The 16,927-nt window shown below is 75.8% G+C and carries 16 protein-coding genes; 5 read left to right on the top strand and 11 right to left on the bottom strand.

Annotated features, from left to right (window positions below; genetic code table 11):
• Window positions 1-24: 24 nt before the first annotated feature.
• The 10 genes from secD to SK069_RS00280 form a co-directional block, all read right to left on the bottom strand.
• Window positions 25-3,033, bottom strand: a complete 3,009-nt coding sequence (gene secD, locus SK069_RS00325; RefSeq protein ID WP_319952176.1) for a protein translocase subunit SecD — start codon at window positions 3,031-3,033, stop codon at window positions 25-27.
• Between the two features lie 96 nt (window positions 3,034-3,129).
• Window positions 3,130-4,146, bottom strand: coding sequence for a Holliday junction branch migration DNA helicase RuvB (gene ruvB, locus SK069_RS00320; protein WP_406628231.1), 1,017 nt, complete (start codon window positions 4,144-4,146; stop codon window positions 3,130-3,132).
• Between the two features lie 38 nt (window positions 4,147-4,184).
• Window positions 4,185-4,778: a Holliday junction branch migration protein RuvA gene (gene ruvA, locus SK069_RS00315; RefSeq protein ID WP_319952174.1), complete on the bottom strand. Its 594-nt coding sequence runs from the start codon at window positions 4,776-4,778 to the stop codon at window positions 4,185-4,187.
• The gene (gene ruvC / locus SK069_RS00310) at window positions 4,775-5,269 is read right to left on the bottom strand and encodes a crossover junction endodeoxyribonuclease RuvC (protein WP_319952173.1); all 495 of its coding nucleotides are present in this window, start codon (window positions 5,267-5,269) and stop codon (window positions 4,775-4,777) included. Before ruvC ends, ruvA begins: the two co-directional genes overlap by 4 nt.
• A gap of 115 nt (window positions 5,270-5,384) precedes the next feature.
• Window positions 5,385-6,725, bottom strand: coding sequence for a glycosyltransferase family 4 protein (locus tag SK069_RS00305; RefSeq protein WP_319952172.1), 1,341 nt, complete (start codon window positions 6,723-6,725; stop codon window positions 5,385-5,387).
• Window positions 6,726-6,771: 46 nt separating this feature from the next.
• Complete coding sequence (locus tag SK069_RS00300) at window positions 6,772-7,521, bottom strand: YebC/PmpR family DNA-binding transcriptional regulator (RefSeq protein WP_319952171.1); 750 nt, start codon at window positions 7,519-7,521, stop codon at window positions 6,772-6,774.
• Window positions 7,522-7,575: 54 nt separating this feature from the next.
• A complete protein-coding gene (locus SK069_RS00295; protein WP_319952170.1) occupies window positions 7,576-8,724 on the bottom strand; it encodes a glycosyltransferase family 4 protein in 1,149 nt (382 codons plus the stop codon).
• Between the two features lie 76 nt (window positions 8,725-8,800).
• The gene (locus SK069_RS00290) at window positions 8,801-9,832 is read right to left on the bottom strand and encodes an NAD-dependent epimerase/dehydratase family protein (protein WP_319952169.1); all 1,032 of its coding nucleotides are present in this window, start codon (window positions 9,830-9,832) and stop codon (window positions 8,801-8,803) included.
• A 94-nt stretch (window positions 9,833-9,926) separates the two neighbouring features.
• Entirely contained in the window at window positions 9,927-10,652 is a 726-nt protein-coding gene (locus SK069_RS00285) for a class I SAM-dependent methyltransferase (protein ID WP_319952168.1), read from the bottom strand.
• A complete protein-coding gene (locus SK069_RS00280) occupies window positions 10,649-11,431 on the bottom strand; it encodes a sugar phosphate nucleotidyltransferase (protein ID WP_319952167.1) in 783 nt (260 codons plus the stop codon). Before SK069_RS00280 ends, SK069_RS00285 begins: the two co-directional genes overlap by 4 nt.
• Before the next feature lie 87 nt (window positions 11,432-11,518).
• Between SK069_RS00280 and SK069_RS00275 the strand changes: the two genes are divergently transcribed.
• From SK069_RS00275 to SK069_RS00260, 4 genes are all read left to right on the top strand, one after another.
• Window positions 11,519-12,250: a class I SAM-dependent methyltransferase gene (locus SK069_RS00275; RefSeq protein ID WP_319952166.1), complete on the top strand. Its 732-nt coding sequence runs from the start codon at window positions 11,519-11,521 to the stop codon at window positions 12,248-12,250.
• Window positions 12,251-12,325: 75 nt separating this feature from the next.
• On the top strand, window positions 12,326-13,777 hold the full coding sequence (locus SK069_RS00270) for an oligosaccharide flippase family protein (protein ID WP_319952165.1): 1,452 nt from the start codon (window positions 12,326-12,328) through the stop codon (window positions 13,775-13,777).
• 4 nt (window positions 13,778-13,781) lie between these two features.
• Window positions 13,782-14,579: a methyltransferase domain-containing protein gene (locus SK069_RS00265; RefSeq protein ID WP_319952164.1), complete on the top strand. Its 798-nt coding sequence runs from the start codon at window positions 13,782-13,784 to the stop codon at window positions 14,577-14,579.
• Window positions 14,576-15,181 (top strand): acyltransferase, encoded by a 606-nt coding sequence (locus SK069_RS00260; RefSeq protein WP_319952163.1) that lies wholly within the window; start codon window positions 14,576-14,578, stop codon window positions 15,179-15,181. Before SK069_RS00265 ends, SK069_RS00260 begins: the two co-directional genes overlap by 4 nt.
• A gap of 24 nt (window positions 15,182-15,205) precedes the next feature.
• On the opposite strand, the gene SK069_RS00255 is transcribed toward SK069_RS00260, so the two are convergent.
• Entirely contained in the window at window positions 15,206-16,135 is a 930-nt protein-coding gene (locus SK069_RS00255) for a glycosyltransferase family 2 protein (RefSeq protein WP_319952162.1), read from the bottom strand.
• 62 nt (window positions 16,136-16,197) lie between these two features.
• On the opposite strand from SK069_RS00255, the gene SK069_RS00250 reads away from it, so the two are divergent.
• On the top strand, window positions 16,198-16,923 hold the full coding sequence (locus SK069_RS00250; RefSeq protein WP_319952161.1) for a class I SAM-dependent methyltransferase: 726 nt from the start codon (window positions 16,198-16,200) through the stop codon (window positions 16,921-16,923).
• The last annotated feature ends 4 nt before the right edge of the window (window positions 16,924-16,927 follow it).

Genomic DNA, 16,927 nt, shown 5'->3' with positions numbered 1-16,927 from the left:
CTCCTCGCTTCCGGGGACGACGGCTCAGCGCCGGCCGTGGCGTCGGTTGCTCTTGCCCTTGCCCTTGCGGGCACCGGTCCCCCGCGTCCGGTCGTCGCGCAGGACGACCTCCTCCGGACTGAGGTCGGCGGCCCGCGACGGCTGCTCCGGCGCGGCGGGCTCCTCCGGCGCGGCGGTCCGCTGCCGGCCACCGGAGCCGGGCTCGATGCCGAGCTCGTCGACCATCCGCTGGAACTCGTTCGCCGACACCGCGGTGCCGGCCTCGGGCTCCGGCGCCGTGATCCGCTCGCTCTTCGGGCGCTGCGCGAACGGGTCGACGCCGCCCTTGGACGCGTTGGCGTCCGGGTACGGCGGCAGCGTGCCGCCGGCGGCGAGCGTCAGGCGACGGCGCTTGGCCTTGAAGGTCGGCAGGCGCTCCATCCACTCCGTGAGCACCGGACCGGCGATGAAGATCGACGAGTACGCGCCCGACAGGGTGCCGACGAGCATCGCGAGCGCGAAGTCCTTCAGCGTGTCGCCGCCGAAGAGCAGCAGCGCGAGCGTCGGGACGCCGGCCGAGAACGAGGTGATCAGCGATCGGCCGAGGACCTCGCTCAGGGAGCGGTTGGCGATCTGGCTGAACGCCGCCGACGGCAGGCGCTTGAGGTTCTCGCGCATGCGGTCGAACACGATCACCGTGTCGTAGATCGAGTAGCCGATGATCGTCAGCAGCGCCGCGACCGTCGAGGCGGTGATCTCCGCCCCGGTGAGCGCGTAGATGCCCGCGGTGATGAGCAGGTCGTGGACCACCGCGATGAGGATCGGCACGGTGAACCGGACGCCGAACCGGAACCAGACGATCAGCGCGATGAGGATGAACGACGCGATGATCGCGATCACCGCGAGGCGGGCGACCGTCTGCCCGAAGGTCGGTCCGACGGTGTTGGAGTCCAGCGTCGCCGGATCGACGCCGAGGGTCCCGAGCGCCCGCGTCACCGCCTCGAGCTCGTCGCGGTCGAGGTTCTGGGTCGCCAGCTGGAAGGTCTGGCCGTTGCCGCGCTCGCGGGCGGCGTCGCCGCTGAGCTCGACCGTCTGGATCTTCGCGTCGCCCTCGCCGAGCGGCTCGAGCACGCGACGGACGTCCTCGACCGTCGTGCCCTGGCGCGCGGTCGCGGTGATCTGCGTCCCGGACTCGAAGTCGATGCCGAAGTTCAGGCCCTTGGCGCCGATGCCGATCGCGCCGATCGCGAGGATCACGCCGGACATCGAGAAGAACCACTTCGACGCCTTGACGAAGTCGAAGCGGTGCCAGATCGGGTCGCGCTTGCGGGCGCCGAGCATCGCCGGGTGGGTGATGATCGGCGAGCGGGACAGGAGGCCGAGGATCGCCTGCGTCATCACGAGGGCGGTGACCATCGAGACGATGACGCCGATGCCGAGGTTGAAGGCGAAGCCCTTCACGCCGGCCGTGGCGACCATGAAGAGGATGAACGCGACGAGGAACGTGATCGCGTTGCCGTCGAGGATCGCCGACAGGCCCTTGCGGTAGCCGTCCTTGATCGCCCGTGGGACCGATCTGCCCGCTTGGAGCTCGTCCTTCACGCGCTCGAAGATCACGACGTTCGCGTCGGCGGCGACGGCGACGGTGAGGATCAGGCCCGCGATGCCCGGCAGCGTCAGGACGATCGGGATGAGCTTGATCAGCGCGAGGAAGAAGACCGTGTAGACGGCGAGGCCCAGGACGGCCACGACGCCGAGCGCGCGGTAGAAGAGGACGAGGAAGATCGCGACGCCGAGGAAGCCGAAGATGCCGGCCTTCAGGCCCTGCGAGAGCGCCTCCTGGCCGAGCGTCGCGGAGACCTGCTGCTGCGAGATGAGCTCGAGCTTCAGCGGCAGCGAGCCCGACTTCAGCTGGTTGGCCAGGCGCTGGGCCGAGTCGATCGTGAAGCTGCCGGAGATCGACGAGCCGCCGGAGCCCGAGATGCCGTTCGGGTTCTCGTTGAAGTCGATCAGCGGGACCGAGACGAGCTTCTGGTCCAGGACGATCGCGAAGTGGTTCGCGCAGATCTGGGCCTGCTGGCGGGGGTTCGCCCCGGCCGGTGCGACGCAGTTGTCGCGGCCGCGGTCGGCGATCCGCTTCGTGATGTCCTTCCAGACGTCCTTGCCGCGGTCGCTGAACTCGAAGGTGACGTTCGGTCCGCGCCCACCGGGACGCTGGTCGAAGCCCTGGGCCGGGTTCTTGATGTCCTCGCCGCGCAGCTCGGCCACGTCGCGCAGGACGAACCAGCGGCTGTTGCGCCGCGTGATCGGGTCGCCCTCGATCTTCGTGTCCGGGTCGTCCTCGGCCTCGACGATCCGGTAGCCCGACGGGATGCTGACGAGCCGGTACGGCTTGGCGGTGCCGGAGCGGCGCAGGTCGCGCAGGACGTCCGGCTGGCGCTCGAAGGCGCGCCCGAGCGACGTGCTCGTGGCGAGCTGCTCCCGCGTCTGCTGCGGTCCGGCGACGACGGTCTTCGTGCGGTCGTTGACCGCGTACCACTGCGCGTCGGCGACGGCTCGGCGCCCGTCGGCGGGCTTCAGCTCCCGCGCCCGCATGATCGCCTCGTAGGCGGGGGCGGCGGCGACGTTCTGGCGGAAGCCGGCGGCCTGGACGATCTCGGGGTTCGTCGGGTCGATGACCCCGTCCGGGCCGACGACGTTCGCCTCCCAGTCGTAGAACGCCATCTGCGCGGTGGAGCCGACGGTGTCGGCCGCCTCCTGCGGGTTCGTGACGTCCGGCAGGCCGACGTCGATCTGGTTGCTGCCGGACCGCTGGATCTCGGCCTCGGCGACGCCGAGGCTGTTGACCCGCTCCTGCATGACGTCGATCGTGCGGTCGAGCGCGGCCTGGTCGAGCTCCTCGCCCTTCGTCGCCTGCGCCTCGTAGATGAGCTGGACGCCGCCCTTGAGGTCCAGGCCCTGCTTCGTCGGCTTCGTGGCCAGCACGACGCACGAGGCGGCGACCATCAGGGCCACGAGCAGGAGGATCAGCGAGTTGCGGCGACGGTCGGTCATGGCGCGCTGGCAAGGGTACCCGTCGCCCGCGCGACCCGAGCCGCGACCCGCTCCCCGGTCGCGCGGGGGATCCGCGCGACCTCCCGGGCACGACGCTCAGCCGGGCGGGGCGAGGCCCAGGTGCTCGTAGGCCGCGGGGGTCGCGGTCCGCCCCCGCGGGGTGCGCTGCAGCAGCCCCTGCTGCAGGAGGTAGGGCTCGTAGACGTCCTCGATCGTGTCGGCCTCCTCGCCGACCGCCGCCGAGAGCGTCGACAGCCCGACGGGCCCGCCCGCGAACTGGCCGCAGATCGCCGCGAGGATCTCGCGGTCCAGCCGGTCGAGGCCGCGGGCGTCGACCCCGAGGCGATCGAGCGCCTCCCCCGCGGCGGCGCCGGTGACGTGCCCCCCGGCGCGGACCTCGACGAAGTCCCGCACGCGGCGCAGCAGCCGGTTGGCGACGCGGGGCGTGCCGCGGGAGCGCAGCGCGATCGCGGCGGCGCCCTCCTCGTCGACGCCGAGCCCGAGCAGCCGGGCGGAGCGGTGGACGATCGAGACGAGGTCGTCCAGCGCGTAGGGCTCCAGCCGCTGCTGGAGGCCGAAGCGGTCGCGCAGGGGGCGCGAGAGCAGCCCGGCGCGCGTCGTCGCGCCGACGAGCGTGAAGGGCGGCAGGTCGATCGTCACGACCCGGGCGCCGGGGCCCTGGCCGATCGTCACCGGCAGCTGCCGGTCCTCCATCGCCGGGTAGAGCGTCTCCTCCAGCGCGCGCGGGAGCCGGTGCAGCTCGTCGACGAAGAAGACGCTGTGGGGCTCGAGCGCCGTGAGCAGCGCCGCGACGTCCGCCTTGCGCTCCAGCGACGGCCCGGCGGTCAGGACGAAGGGCGCCTCGAGCTCCTCGGCGAGGATCCGCGCCAGCGACGTCTTGCCGAGGCCCGGAGGGCCGGCCAGCAGCACGTGGTCGAGCGCCTCGCCGCGACGGCGGGCGGCGTCGACGGCGATCGACAGCTGGTCGCGGACGTGGGGCTGGCCGACGAACTCCTCGAGGGTCCGCGGGCGCAGGGAGCGCTCCTCGTCCTCCTCCCCCGCCGCGGCGACGGGATCGGGCAGGCGCGCGGACGCGCCGTCCGGGGTGCGGATGCCGCTGCCGAGCGGCCGACCCAGCGGGTCGAGGTCGCTCACGCGCGGGACCTCCGCAGGGCGTCGGCGATGAGCTCCGCCGCGGTCTCGCCGTGGGCGACCGCGAGCAGGGCGTCGACCTCGGCCAGCGGCAGCCCGAGGCCGAGGAGGCCCTCGCGCGCCTCGCCGACGGGCGAGCCCGGGTCCCCGATCCCGGCCGGGACGCCGACGCCCCCGCCGAGCGTCGCGTGGCCGGCGAGCTTCTCCTGCAGCTCGCTGACGATCCGCTCCGCGAGCCGCTTGCCGATCCCGGGCGCCTGCTGGAGCCGCTTGGCGTCGCCGGCGGCGATGCCCGCGGCGATCTCGTCCGGCGTGCCGCCGGAGAGCACGGCGAGGGCCATCTTCGGCCCGACCGCCTGGACGCCGACGAGCAGGTGGAAGAGGTCGCGCTCCGCCGGCGTGCCGAAGCCGTAGAGCGTCATCGCGTCCTCGCGCACCGCGAGGTGGCAGAGCAGCTCGACCTCGCCGCTGCCGGGGAGCGCGGCGAGCGTCGTCGCCGAGCAGCCGACCGCGTAGCCGACGCCGCCGGCGGTCAGCAGCACGACCTGATCGGCCCGGCGCTCGACGACCGTGCCCCGCAGGAGCGCGATCACGCGCTGAGCGCCGCCCGCAGCGGCGCGTGGTTGGCGTGGCAGATCGCCGCGGCCAGCGCGTCGGCGGCGTGGTCGGGCGTCGGCGGGGCGTCGAGCCGCAGCAGCGCCTGGACCATGCGCTGCACCTGGGCCTTGTCCGCGCCCCCGCGACCGCAGACCGCGCCCTTGATCTGCTGGGGGGTGTAGTCGATGCAGTCGATCCCGCGCTGCGCGGCGGCCAGCAGGGCGACGCCGCGCGCCTGGCCGACGGCCAGCGCGCTCGTGGCGTTGCGCCCGAAGTAGAGGGACTCCATCGACACCGCGTCGGGTCGGTAGTGCTCGAGGAGCTCGCCGACGACGCGGTGGATGCGGGTCAGCCGGTCCGCCAGCGGCTCCCGGGCCCCGGTGGCGATGACGCCGCCGTCGAGGGCCACGAGGTCGCGCGAGCGCCGCTGGACCACGCCGAAGCCCGTGTTGGCCAGGCCGGGGTCGATGCCGAGGACGATCACCACGCCGTCATTCTCCGCATCGGGCCGGACGTCCTGCACGGGAACGGATGTTCGCACGATCTCGTGCGCCGCCCGCCGCCGGCGGCCGTCGCGCCCCCGCGTGCGCCGGTCGGCGGCGTCACGCGCCACGTCCGCCCGCCGCCGCGTCCGCGAGGACCCCGGCGACCGTCTCGCGGAACGCTCGCTCGTCGAGCCCGGCCGCCGTCTCGCGGCCCCCGCGACGCAGGCGGGCGCGCAGGTCCGGGTCCCCGGCCAGCCGCCGGACGGCCGCGGCGATCGCCGCCGGGTCCTCGTGCGGCACGACGAGCGCGTTGGCGCCGTCGCGCAGGTACTCGTCCTGCCCCCCGCCCCCGGTGGCGACGACGGGCCGGCCGTGCGCCATCGCCTCCAGCGGCACGAGACCGAACGGCTCCGACCAGCGGACCGGGAAGAGGACGGCGTCGTGCGCGGCCAGCAGCGCCGCCACGCGCTCGCGCCCGACCGCTCCCAGCAGCGTCACCCGGTCGTCGATCCCGAGCGCGGCGGCCTGCGCGCGCAGCCCCGCGGCGACGCGGTCGTCCCCGCCGCCGGCGACGGTCAGCCGGTGGCCGGGCAGCTGCGCCAGCGCGGCGACGGCCAGGTCGACGCCCTTGCGCTCGTCGAGCCGGCCGAGGCAGAGCAGCGCGCCCGTCCACGCCCGCTCGGGCGGGGGCGCGTCCGGCAGGGCGACGCCGGGCGCGACCACCCGCCACCCCGACGGCCACGGCGCGTCCTCGGCCCCGAGCAGCTCGTTCCCCAGCCGGCGGGAGTTCAGGAGGACCGGCCCGGGCGGGAGGACCGGCAGCTCGCCGCGGACGCGGCGGCGCAGCGCCGCCGCGGTGCGGCGGGCGGTCGCCGTCGGCCCGGCGCCCCCGGCCGCCCGGGCGACCGGCGCCGGCCGGGGCCCCGCGTCGCTGCCGAGCCGCCGCGCGACGGGGCCGGCCAGCGGCCCGAGCGGCCGCAGGCGCCGCGCGAACGGATCGACGCGGTGCACGTAGCGGGGCCACAGGTCGTGGACGACCGAGACGACCGGCACCCCGCGCCGCGCGAGCGTCCCGAGCAGCGACGTGCTCAGGCCGCCCATCGCCCAGAGCGCCACGACGTCGGGGCGATGGGCGGCCAGCGCGGCGTCGAGCGCCGCGTGGGCCCGACGCTCGAGGGCGAGCACCTCGCGGGCGCTGCGCCGCGGGAACGCGTGGTCCTGCCAGTACCACGGCAGCGCACGGGCGACGGACACGGTGCCCGGGCCCCCCGGCGCCGACGGCCGCGGGTCCGCGGGCGCGCCGGCCTCGCGATGGTCCGTCGTCAGCACGTGGACCGCCCAGCCGGTCCCGGCGAGGTGCTCGTCGGCGCCGGCGTGGACGAGCTCGTAGCCGCCGAGGTGGTGCGGCGGGTAGAGGTTGGTGATCGCCAGGACGCGCGGCGCGGCGGGAGCGGACACGACCGGCGCGCGGGCGGCGGTGACGGGTGGGCCGGGGCGCGCCGGCTCAGCCCAGCACGCGCTCGAGGATCTCGGCGTCGACGTCGAAGTTCGCGTGGACCTCGGAGACGTCGTCGTTGTCGTCGAGCGCGTCGATGAGCTTCATGAGCTTCGTCGTCTGCTCCTCGTCGATCGGCGTGCGCGTCTGCGGGCGGTAGACGACCTCGGCGCGCTCGAACTCGATGCCCTCCGCCTCGAGCGCCTCGCGGACGGCGGTCAGCGAGGAGGGGTCGGTGAGGACCTCGAACGTGCCCTCGTCGGACTCGATGTCGTCGGCGCCCGCGTCGATGGCGACCATCAGTGCGTCCTCGTCGTGCTTCTCGCCGTCGACGGCGATGACGCCCTTCTTGTCGAAGAGGTAGGCGACCGACCCGGGCTCGCCGAGGCTGCCGCCGTGCTTCGAGAAGAGGTGGCGGACCTCCGAGCCGGTCCGGTTGCGGTTGTCGGTCAGGGCCTCCACGAGCAGCGCCACGCCGCCGGGTCCGTAGCCCTCGTAGAGCACCGACTCGAAGCTCGCCGAGTCGGCGCCGGCGCCCGTGCCCTTGTCGATCGCCCGCTGGATGTTGTCCTTGGGCATCGACGCGTCCTTGGCCTTCTGGATGGCCAGCGCCAGGGCCGCGTTGCCGACGGGGTCGCCCCCGCCCTCCTTCGCCGCGACGGTGATGTGCCGCGCGAGCTTCGTGAAGAGCTTGCCGCGCCGCGCGTCGACGATCGCCTTCTTGTGCTTGATCCCCGCCCACTTGGAGTGCCCGGCCATGGTCTCCAGCGTACCGCCGGGCGGCGTGCCGACGTCCCGTCCGCGCCCGGCCGGTCAGCGCGCGGCGTCCGCGAGCAGGCGCTCGTAGAGCGCCAGCCAGCGCGCCGCGTGGGCGTCGACGCCGAGGTCGCGCACCGCGGCGCGGCAGCACGCGCGCACCCCCGCCTCGCCGGCGAGGCGCAGCGCGCCGCAGAGCGCGTCGGCCAGCGCCTGCGGCGTGGCGGCCGCGGCGATCCGGCCGACGCCGTCGTCGACGACGATCTCCGCCGGCCCCTCGCCCGCGCAGGCGACGGCCGGCGTCCCGCAGGCGAGGCTCTCGGCGACGACGAGCCCGAACGCCTCGTCGCGCGAGGGCAGCGCCGTGACCCAGGCTCGGCCGTACGCCTCGCGCAGCGCGGCGTGGTCGTCGAGGTCGACGGTCGCGACGCCGGGCTGCGCGTCGAGCGCCCGCCGGGCGGCCGGATCGCGCGGGGCCTGCGCCACCAGGCGCACGGCCGGGTCGCGGTCGCGCAGGAGCGCGACGGCCTCCAGCAGGAGCGGGAGGCGCTTGGCGTCGCTCTCCGGCGCCGACGCGAAGAGGATCGTCGGCGCGGCGTGGCGGACGTCGTCGGCGGGCGGGGCGAACGCGTCGAGGTCCACCGGCGGGGCGACGACGAGCGAGTCGACCGCGAGCTCGGCCCGGACGCGGTCGCGGGCGAACGCGCTGAGCGTCGTCACCGCGTCGGCGCGGCGCGCGACGGTCACCAGTCCCGTCGTGCGACCCCGGCGCTCGCGGGCCCAGCGACGATCGGGCGGGCCCATGTTCGACACGACCAGCGGCACCCGCCGGCCGCGCAGCCGGTGCGCGCGCCGGGCGAGCGCCGCGGCGACGGCGTCGGTCGGATAGAGCGCGTGGAGCACGTCGCCGGGGTCCCGCACGAGCTCGGCGACGACGCCGGGGAGGTGCGCGGCGTGCTCGTCGATCCGTCCCCGGGACACGGCGGCCCGGACGGCCGGCGGCCGCGGCAGGCGCACGACCTCGAGCCCGTCCTCCTCGGCGACGGCGCGGCGGGCGCCCGGGTGGCCGGTGACGAGCCGCGGCCGGTGGCCGGCGTCGCGCAGCCCGTCGGCCAGCAGGCGGATCACCCGCTCGGTGCCGCGACGGACCTCCGGCCAGTAGGCGGGGGCCAGCAGCGTCGGGCGCAGTGGCCGCGGCGCGCTCATCGCGGCGCCTCGGGCGCGTCCGGCCGCTCGGCGACGGCCCCCGTCGCCCCCAGCCCGGCCCGGCCGGCTCGCGCCATCAGCGCCCGAGCGCGTCGGGGTGGGCGCGGTACCACTCCAGCGTGCGGCGCAGGCCCTCCTCCAGGCCGACGCGCGGCGCCCAGCCGGTGCGGGTGCGGAGCTTCGTCGAGTCGAGGTACTGGCGCGAGATCTCGCCCTCCGGCACCCCCGCGCCGCGGACGTCGGGCTCGAGCGCCACGCCGCTGGCGGCGATCATCGCCGCGATGACGTCGAGCACCCGGTAGGGCCGGTCGCCGCCGGCGTTGAACGCCTCGCCGCGCACGGCGTCCGGACCCGGGTCCTCGCCCGGGGTCGCGTGCACGTCCGCGTCCAGGGCGTCGACGATCGCCAGGTAGGCGGCCACCGCGTCCTCGACGTAGAGGAAGTCGCGCTCGGGCGAGCCGTCGGAGCGGATCACCGGCGCCCGGCCGCGGAGCACGGCGGAGACCGCCTCCGGGATGAGCCGCGAGGGGTTGAGGTCCCCGCCCCCGTAGATGTTCGCCAGCCGGGTGACGGCGACCGGCACGCCGTAGGTGTGCCAGTACGAGCGGGCGATGAGGTCGGTCGCGGCCTTCGAGACGTCGTAGGGGTACCGCGGCTGCAGCGCGAGGTCCTCGCGGTAGGGCAGCTCGGCGTGATGGCCGTAGGCCTTGTCGGAGGCCGCCACGACGACGCGGCGCACGCCCTGCAGGCGGCAGGCCTCCATGAGCAGCCACGTGCCGCGGACGTTCGCCTCGAACGTCGAGAGCGGCGAGCGGTTCGCGGTGCCGACGATCGTCTGCGCCGCGAGGTGGAAGACCGTGTCGCACTCGTGCTCGCCGATCGCGCGCTCCAGCAACCCGGGGTCGGTGAGGTCGCCCTGCACGACGACGCACCGGCGCTCGAGCTCCTCGACGGTCAGCAGCGAGGCCCGGACCTGGTCGCGGCGCAGGACGACGACCCGGGCGGCGTCGCGCTCCAGCAGGGCCTTCACGAGCCAGCCGCCGAGCATCCCGTAGGCGCCGGTGACCAGCACCGACCGGCCGGCGATCGCGCTCCCGTGCTCCGTCATCGGCGCGGATCCTGCCACGTCGTCCGGCCGCCGGCCGGGAGCCTGCCGCCGGCCTCGGGCGCGGTCCCCGGACCCGGGCGACGCGCCCGCCCGCTCAGCGCCCGGCGAGCCGGCGCGCGATCCGTCGGACGCGACCGGGATCGCCCGGTGGGCGCCGCTGCGGCACCGGGACGCCGGCGACGGCCGCGGCGTCGCGCAGGACGCCGTCGAGCCAGGCGTCGAAGGTCTCGGCCGCGACGTGCACCTGCTCGCGCACCGGCAGGGCGCCCTCCCACCACCAGGCCAGCACGCGCTGCGGAGCGGGGACGCCGTCCAGGGCGCCCGTCGGGAGGTGCCGGCCCGGCTCGCTCAGCAGGTGGGGCTTGTGCGTCAGCACGAGCCCGGGGCCGTCCGGGGTCTCCTCGCGCTCGCTGATCCACCGGTGGTGCGACCAGCCGACCCAGTCGCCCTGGACGCCGTGCGTGAGCTCCTCGACCGGGGCGGGCACCTCGACGTACCCGGACCGCGCCACGCGCGAGAGCTCGCGCGCGACGAAGACCGGGTCCCGGACGTCCTCGAGGGTGTGCGAGCAGAGCACGACGTCGAAGGCGCCGTCGTCGAACGGCCACGGGTCCGGCCCGCAGATGTCGGCCTGGGCCCAGCTGCCGGCGTCGAAGCGCTCCTCCTCCGGCCGGGCGGGGCCGTAGAGCCCGCGCGTCTCGTACGGCAGCAGGTCGATCACCGCGTCCGCGCGCGCGACCGGTGCCGCCCAGCCGCCGACGTCGAGGACCCGCGCCGCGGCCGGCAGCTCCGCGAGTCGCTGCAGCGCCTCGGGCCTCACGGGCGGGGCGCGCCCGTCGCGGGGCGATCGACGTCGACGAGCGGCGGCACCGCCGGTCCGGCCCACGGCGCCGCGCCGGACTCCCAGAGCTCGTTGAGCCGGCGGGCGTCCTTGTACGTGTCCATGCAGGCCCAGAACCCCTCGTGCCGGTGCCCGCGGAGCGTGCCGGCGGCGGCGAGGCGCTCGAGCGGCTCCCGCTCGAGGACCGCCTCGGGCGTGAGGACGTCGAGCAGGGCCGGCTCGGCGCGCATGAATCCGCCGTTGATCCAGTGCGAGGAGCGCGGCTTCTCGCGGAAGCCGCTGATCCGCCCGTCGCCCTCGAGGTCGACGACGCCGAACTGCAGCTCCGGGCGCACGACGGTCACCGTGGCGGTCGCGGCCGCCGCGACGTGCTCGGCCTCCAGCGCCGCGAGGTCGACGTCCGCCACGCCGTCGGCGTAGGTCAGGTGGAACGGCTCGCCGGCCAGCGCGTCGCGCAGCGCCAGCACGCGCCCGCCGGTCTCGGTGTCCAGCCCGGTGTCGTGGCAGCGGACCTCGACGCCGTCGGGCCAGGCGATCGCCGCGACCGCCTGCCGCAGGAGGTCGGCCTTGTAGCCGGCGGCGAGGTGGAACCGCCGCTGCCCCTGCGCGGCGTAGATCGCCACGACGTGCTCGACGATCGGACGGCCGCCGACCTCCACGAGCGGCTTGGGCAGCGTCTGACCGGCCCCCAGGCGCGTGCCGCGGCCGCCGCAGAGGATCACGACGGGCAGCTCGGGCGCGGGGCTCGGAACGGGCACGGCGCCGAGTCTACGAGCGGCCGCCCCGGGGAGCCCGCGCCCCACGGCCCGTCCCGGCGGGCAGGGCGGTCCCTAGACTGCCCGCCGATGGACGCCCGGACCGCCGCCGACTCCCGCCGCTGGTACCACGCCCTGGAGCTCGCGCCCGGGGTCGTCACCGACGGGTGGTTCGACCTGCGCGGCGACATCCACCACTACGGGATCCCCGAGGACCTGACGGGCAAGCGCTGCCTGGACATCGGCACCTGGGACGGGTTCTGGGCCTTCGAGCTCGAGCGCCGCGGCGCGGAGGTCGTCGCGCTGGACCTCGACGACGAGCGCGAGCTCGACTGGCCGCCCCGTCGGCGCCCGGCCGAGCACGAGATGAGCCAGGAGCCGCGCGGCGCCGGGTTCCAGATCGCCAAGGAGCTCCGCGGCTCGACGGTGCAGCGCGTCGTGCGGTCGATCTACCACGCCACGCCGGAGGAGCTGGGCACCTTCGACCTCGTCTTCTGCGGCTCGGTGCTCATCCACCTCCGCGATCAGCTGCTCGCCCTGGAGCGCATCCGCAACCTCGTGAAGCCCGGCGGGACGTTCATCTCCGCCGAGGAGTACGACAAGCGCGGCCGCTTCCTGCCGTGGCGCTCGGCCCGCTACCTCGCCGACCGCGACTCAGCCGTCGTCTTCTGGATGCCGACGCTGAAGACGTGGCAGGCGATGCACTGGACCGCCGGCTTCGACGCCACGACCGTGCCCGCGCGCTTCACGATGTACGCCGGCAAGGGCAAGGAGCGCTTCGGCGTGCCCCACGCGGTCCTCCACTCGACCGTCCAGGGCTAGCCTGGGCCGGGCGCCGGCGGTCGCGACGACCGCCGTCCGCCCACGGGCGCGCCCCGGCCGCGCGCCCGCACCGCGATGACCGCCGAGCGCCCGACCTCCCCACCCCGCACGCTGCGCACCGCGATGACGCGCGGCGTCGCGTGGAACGCCGCCTTCCAGGCGTTCGCCACCGTCGTGCAGATGGCTCGCGGCGTCCTCATCGCCGCGCTCGTCTCGCCGGAGGAGTACGGCCTCTGGGGCGGCGTCCTGGCCGTCATCGGCGCGGCCGGCGTGCTGAAGCAGATCGGGATCGTCGAGGCCTACCTCGCCGACGACGACCCCGACGAGCACCGCTCCTTCCGGGCGGCGTTCACCCTCGAGCTCGGCGTGAACGCGCTGCTGACCGTGGCCATCGTCGTCGCCGCGCCGCTGATGGCGATCGTCTACGGCGATGTCGAGATGCTCTGGCTGCTGCTCTCCACGACCCTCATGGCGCCGGCGATCGTCCTGCAGTCCGGGATGTGGCCGCTGATGAAGGCGCTGCAGTTCGGGCGCCTGCGCCTGCTCCAGACGATCGAGCCGCTGCTCGGCACCGCGGTGATGGTCGCGCTGGCGATCGCGGGGCTCGGGGCCTGGTCGCTCGTCATCGGCGGGGCCGTCGGCGCGTGGGCCACGGCGCTGCTCGCGGTCCGCGTCTGCCCCTCGCCGCTGCGCCCGACCCGCGACGTCGCGCACCTGCGCGCGCGGCTGCGGATCTCCGCCCCGGTCGCGGTGGCGACGGGCTCGGCGGCCGCCGTCCTGCTCGGCTCGATCGTCGCGGCGGAGCTGCTCGTCGGCACCGCGGCGGTCGGGGCGATCACGCTCGCGTCGACGATCGCGATCGCCGCGCAGCGGCTCGACAGCGCGGTCGGCGACGCGGTGCTGCCGGCGATCAGCCGCCGGCGCGACGACATCCCGCTCCTGCGCGAGGCGTTCGGCAAGGCGAACCGCCTGTCGCTGCTCTGGGCGGGGCCCGTGGGCGCGGTCTGCGCGCTGTTCCCGGAGTGGCTCGTGCACACGGTGCTCGGCGAGCGCTGGGCGCCGATGATCCCCGTGCTCCGCTGGTTCGGGATCGCGATCGTCCTCGGCCACGTCGGGGTGAACCTCTGGCAGTTCCTGCTCGTCCGGGGTCGCGCGCGGGCGCTCATCGGGCTGTCGCTCGTCCAGGTCGGCTCGTTCGTCTGCTTCATCGTCCCGCTGCTGGCCTGGCGCGGCGTCGACGGCTACGGCGAGGCGCTCGCGCTCGCCGCCGCGGCGGCCCTCGTCGCGCGCGCCTGGATCGCGCGGACGCTCTTCCCCGGCCTGTCGATGACCGACCACAGCCTGCGGGCGCTCGGGCCGACCCTGCTGGCGACCGCGGGCGCCCTCCTGCTGGCGGGTCTCGACGTGCCCGTCGAGGCTCGCATCGCGGCCTTCGCCGCTATCGTCGTCGCCGCCGTCGCGCTGCTGGAGCGCGCGCTCGTCCGCGAGGCCGCCGGGTACCTGCTCGGGCGTCGCGCGGCCGCCTGAGCCGATGACCGATCCCGACGCCCTCACCCCGCCCGCCGTCGACCCCGCCGTCTACGACGAGGAGTACTTCCGCACGTGCTGCGGCGACGCCGACGCGTGGGAGCAGCGCCGGGACGTCGACGGGATCTACGCCTACGCCCTCGAGCTGCTCGGCGTCGACGCGAGCACGACGCTCGTGGACCTCGGCAGCGGTCGCGGCGAGCTCGTCGTGGCCGCCCTCAAGCGCGGCGCGCCGCGTGCGATCGGGGTCGAGTACTCCCCCGACGCCGTCCGCCTGGCGCACGACACCGCGAGCGCCCACGACCTCGACGATCGCGCCGAGTTCCGCGAGGGCGACATCCGGGCGACCGGCCTGGACCCCGCGATCGCCGACCGCGCCGCGATGCTCGACGTCGTCGAGCACCTCACGGGCCCCGAGCTGGCCGACGCGCTCGTGGAGGCCCGCCGTCTCCTGCGGCCGGGCGGGCGGATCCTCGTCCACACGATGCCGAACCGGCTGATCTACGACGCGACGTACCGCTGGCTGCGCCGGCTCTGGCCGCGCGGTCGCCGCTGGCCGGCCGACCCGCGCAACGAGTTCGAGCACGCGATGCACGTCGGCGAGCTCTCGGCGCGCCAGCTCGAGGCGGCGCTCGTGACCGCCGGCTTCGCCGACGTCGACGTCCGTCACGGCGAGCTCGTGTACTTCGCCTTCGTCCCGTCGCGGATCGCGCAGCGGCTGCTCGGCGCCCTGGATCGCGTGCCCGCGCTGCGGCGGCTGACGCGCGCGAACCTCCTCGCGACCGCGACCCGACCCGCATGACGAGCCCGCTGCGTCGCCTGCACCTCCGGCTCGCCCAGGAGGCCGACTTCCGCCTGCCGCACCTGCTCTCGCGGCTGCGGCGGCGGTGGCTCATCCTGCGCCATCCGAGCGTCGAGTTCGACATCCACCCGACGGTCCGGATCGGCCCCGGCGTGCGGATCGTCGCGCCGGCCGGCGGCCGCTTCGTCATGGGGCCGTTCGGCGAGATCCGTCGCGGCGGGCTGTTCGAGCTCGGGCAGGGTGCCGAGATCGTCTGCGGCGAGCGCGTCCGCTTCACCCACTCCCCGCTCGTGCAGATCACCACGCGGCTGGAGATCGGCGACGGCGCCGGCCTCGGTCAGGGCACGGCGATCTTCGACGGGCGCCACGGCTGGGACGACACGTCGCGCGCCTGGTACGACCAGGAGTACCTCTTCAACCCGATCCGGATCGGGCGCGACGCGGCGATCTTCTCGAAGTGCACGATCACCGCCTCGATCGGCGATCGCGCGGTCGTCGCGGCGAACTCCGTCGTCAACCGCGACCTGCCGGCCGACGTCATGGCCGGCGGGATCCCGGCGCGGACGATCCGCGCCCTCGGGACGACCGCGCCCGACGCGTAGGCGCGCCGCCCCGGGGGGACCGGCTCAGCCCGCGGCGAGCCGACGCTGCTCGTCCACGAAGCGCGCCGCGAGGTCGTGCTCCCACCAGATCGCCGCCCGGGTCGCGAGCCACCCGTCGCGGCGCGCGAGCGGCGGCGGCACGAGGTCCGCGATCGCCGCCGCCCAGCGACCGGCGCGCGGCGTCGGGTCCGCCGCCGCCGCGCGCAGCCGCGGCCCGAGGGTCGGCGGGTGGTCGGGGTGGACCGCGTCCCACGTGCGCTCGGCGCGGGCGATCCGGCGGATCCGGCTGCGCCACTCCCCGAGCGTCATCCGCGTGTCGTGGACGGCGCCGCCGTCGGGCAGCAGGCGCACGTCGAGGCCGCCGAGCGCGTCGTGCAGACGGAGACCGAGGTCGAGGTCCTCGTAGCCGAAGGGGAACCGCTCGGCATCGAGCCCGCCGACCCGCTCGAGCGCGGCGCGCCGGACGGCGCAGTCGCAGGTGTAGAGGTGCCACCAGCCGGTCCGGCCGTCCGGGCCGATCTCGTGGTAGCCGAACTGCAGCGCCCGCTCGACCCAGCGCTCGAACGCGGTGATCCGCCGGTCCGACGGCCAGCGCAGCGCGCCGATCGTGGCGCGGTTCGGAGCGCCGTCGGCGTGGGCGCGCAGGTGCGCGCCGACCGCGCCCGCGTCGAGCAGGACGTCGTCGTCGACGAGCAGCACGAGCGGGGCGCTCGCGGCCCGCCAGCCCGCGTTGCGCGTGGCCGACGCCCCCGGCCTCGTCCCGACCGCGAGTCCCGCCCCGGCCTCGTCGGCCTCGACCGCCACGCGGGCGCGCTCCTCCGGCCCGGCCGCGGCGTCGATCGCGACGACGAGCTCGCCGCCCACCGGCGCCGCGGACGCCCGGGCGGCGGCGAGGGAGCGGGCGAGCGGGCGCCGACCGCCGGTCGGCATCACGACGCTGATCGGCGCGGTCACGGGCGGCAGTGTGCCACGGGCCTCGCGCGGCGGCCTCGCGCGCGCCCTGCGACGATCCCGGCGTGGCCCTGGACCCCGACCGCGAGCTCGCCGAGCTGCAGGCCTACCTCGGCGAGCGCTTCGACCTCGGGCGCCTGCAGCGGCACGAGGACGGCGTCCGGGAGGAGTGGGCGGCCGTCGACGACGCCGAGCGCTTCTACCGCACGTCGGAGAGCTACCTCTACGACCTGACGGCGTTCGCGATGACCGGCGTCAAGGCGCCCTACCACGAGCGGCTCCGGGCGCTCGTGCCGCGCGGCGCCCGGGTCCTCGACCTCGGGTGCGGGATCGGCTCCGACGGCCTCTCGCTGCTGGAGGACGGCTACGCCGTGACGTTCGCCGACTTCGACAACCCCTCGACGGCCTACCTGCGCTGGCGCCTGGCCCACCGCGGGCACGACGCCGACGTCCTGGACCTCGACGCGCTGCCGGCGGACCTGCCGACGTTCGACGCGGTCTACGCGTTCGACGTCGTCGAGCACGCCACGGATCCGGAGGCGGTGCTCGTCCGGATGGAGGGGCTCGGCGGGCTCGTCGTGGCGAACCTCCTGGACACCGACGGGGACGAGCTCGAGCTCCACCAGCCGATGCCGCTGCGGCGGCTGCTCGGCCGTGCCGCCCCGGGGCTCGTCGAGCACCGCCTGCTGCACGAGCGCTCGCACCTCGTCGCGTACCGGCCCGGGGTGCGACCGCGCCGGTGGCGGGACGCGTGGCGGACGTGGCGGATGCTCCACGCCCGCCCGCGCTGACGGT

The sequence above is a fragment of the Patulibacter brassicae genome (assembly GCF_033949425.1).
GTDB classification, from domain to species: Bacteria; Actinomycetota; Thermoleophilia; order Solirubrobacterales; family Solirubrobacteraceae; genus Patulibacter; species Patulibacter brassicae.
The sequence above is the reverse complement of the archived record's forward strand: the minus strand, read 5'-3'. Positions and strand labels throughout refer to the sequence as shown.

Coding starts and splice junctions, on each gene's coding strand:
- SK069_RS00260 (WP_319952163.1), top strand. CDS start 14,576: ATGACGAGCCCGCTGCGTCGCCTGCACCTCCGGCTCGCCCAGGAGGCC.
- SK069_RS00265 (WP_319952164.1), top strand. CDS start 13,782: ATGACCGATCCCGACGCCCTCACCCCGCCCGCCGTCGACCCCGCCGTC.
- SK069_RS00295 (WP_319952170.1), bottom strand. CDS start 8,724: ATGAGCGCGCCGCGGCCACTGCGCCCGACGCTGCTGGCCCCCGCCTAC.
- SK069_RS00270 (WP_319952165.1), top strand. CDS start 12,326: ATGACCGCCGAGCGCCCGACCTCCCCACCCCGCACGCTGCGCACCGCG.
- SK069_RS00290 (WP_319952169.1), bottom strand. CDS start 9,832: ATGACGGAGCACGGGAGCGCGATCGCCGGCCGGTCGGTGCTGGTCACC.
- secD (WP_319952176.1), bottom strand. CDS start 3,033: ATGACCGACCGTCGCCGCAACTCGCTGATCCTCCTGCTCGTGGCCCTG.
- SK069_RS00300 (WP_319952171.1), bottom strand. CDS start 7,521: ATGGCCGGGCACTCCAAGTGGGCGGGGATCAAGCACAAGAAGGCGATC.
- SK069_RS00275 (WP_319952166.1), top strand. CDS start 11,519: ATGGACGCCCGGACCGCCGCCGACTCCCGCCGCTGGTACCACGCCCTG.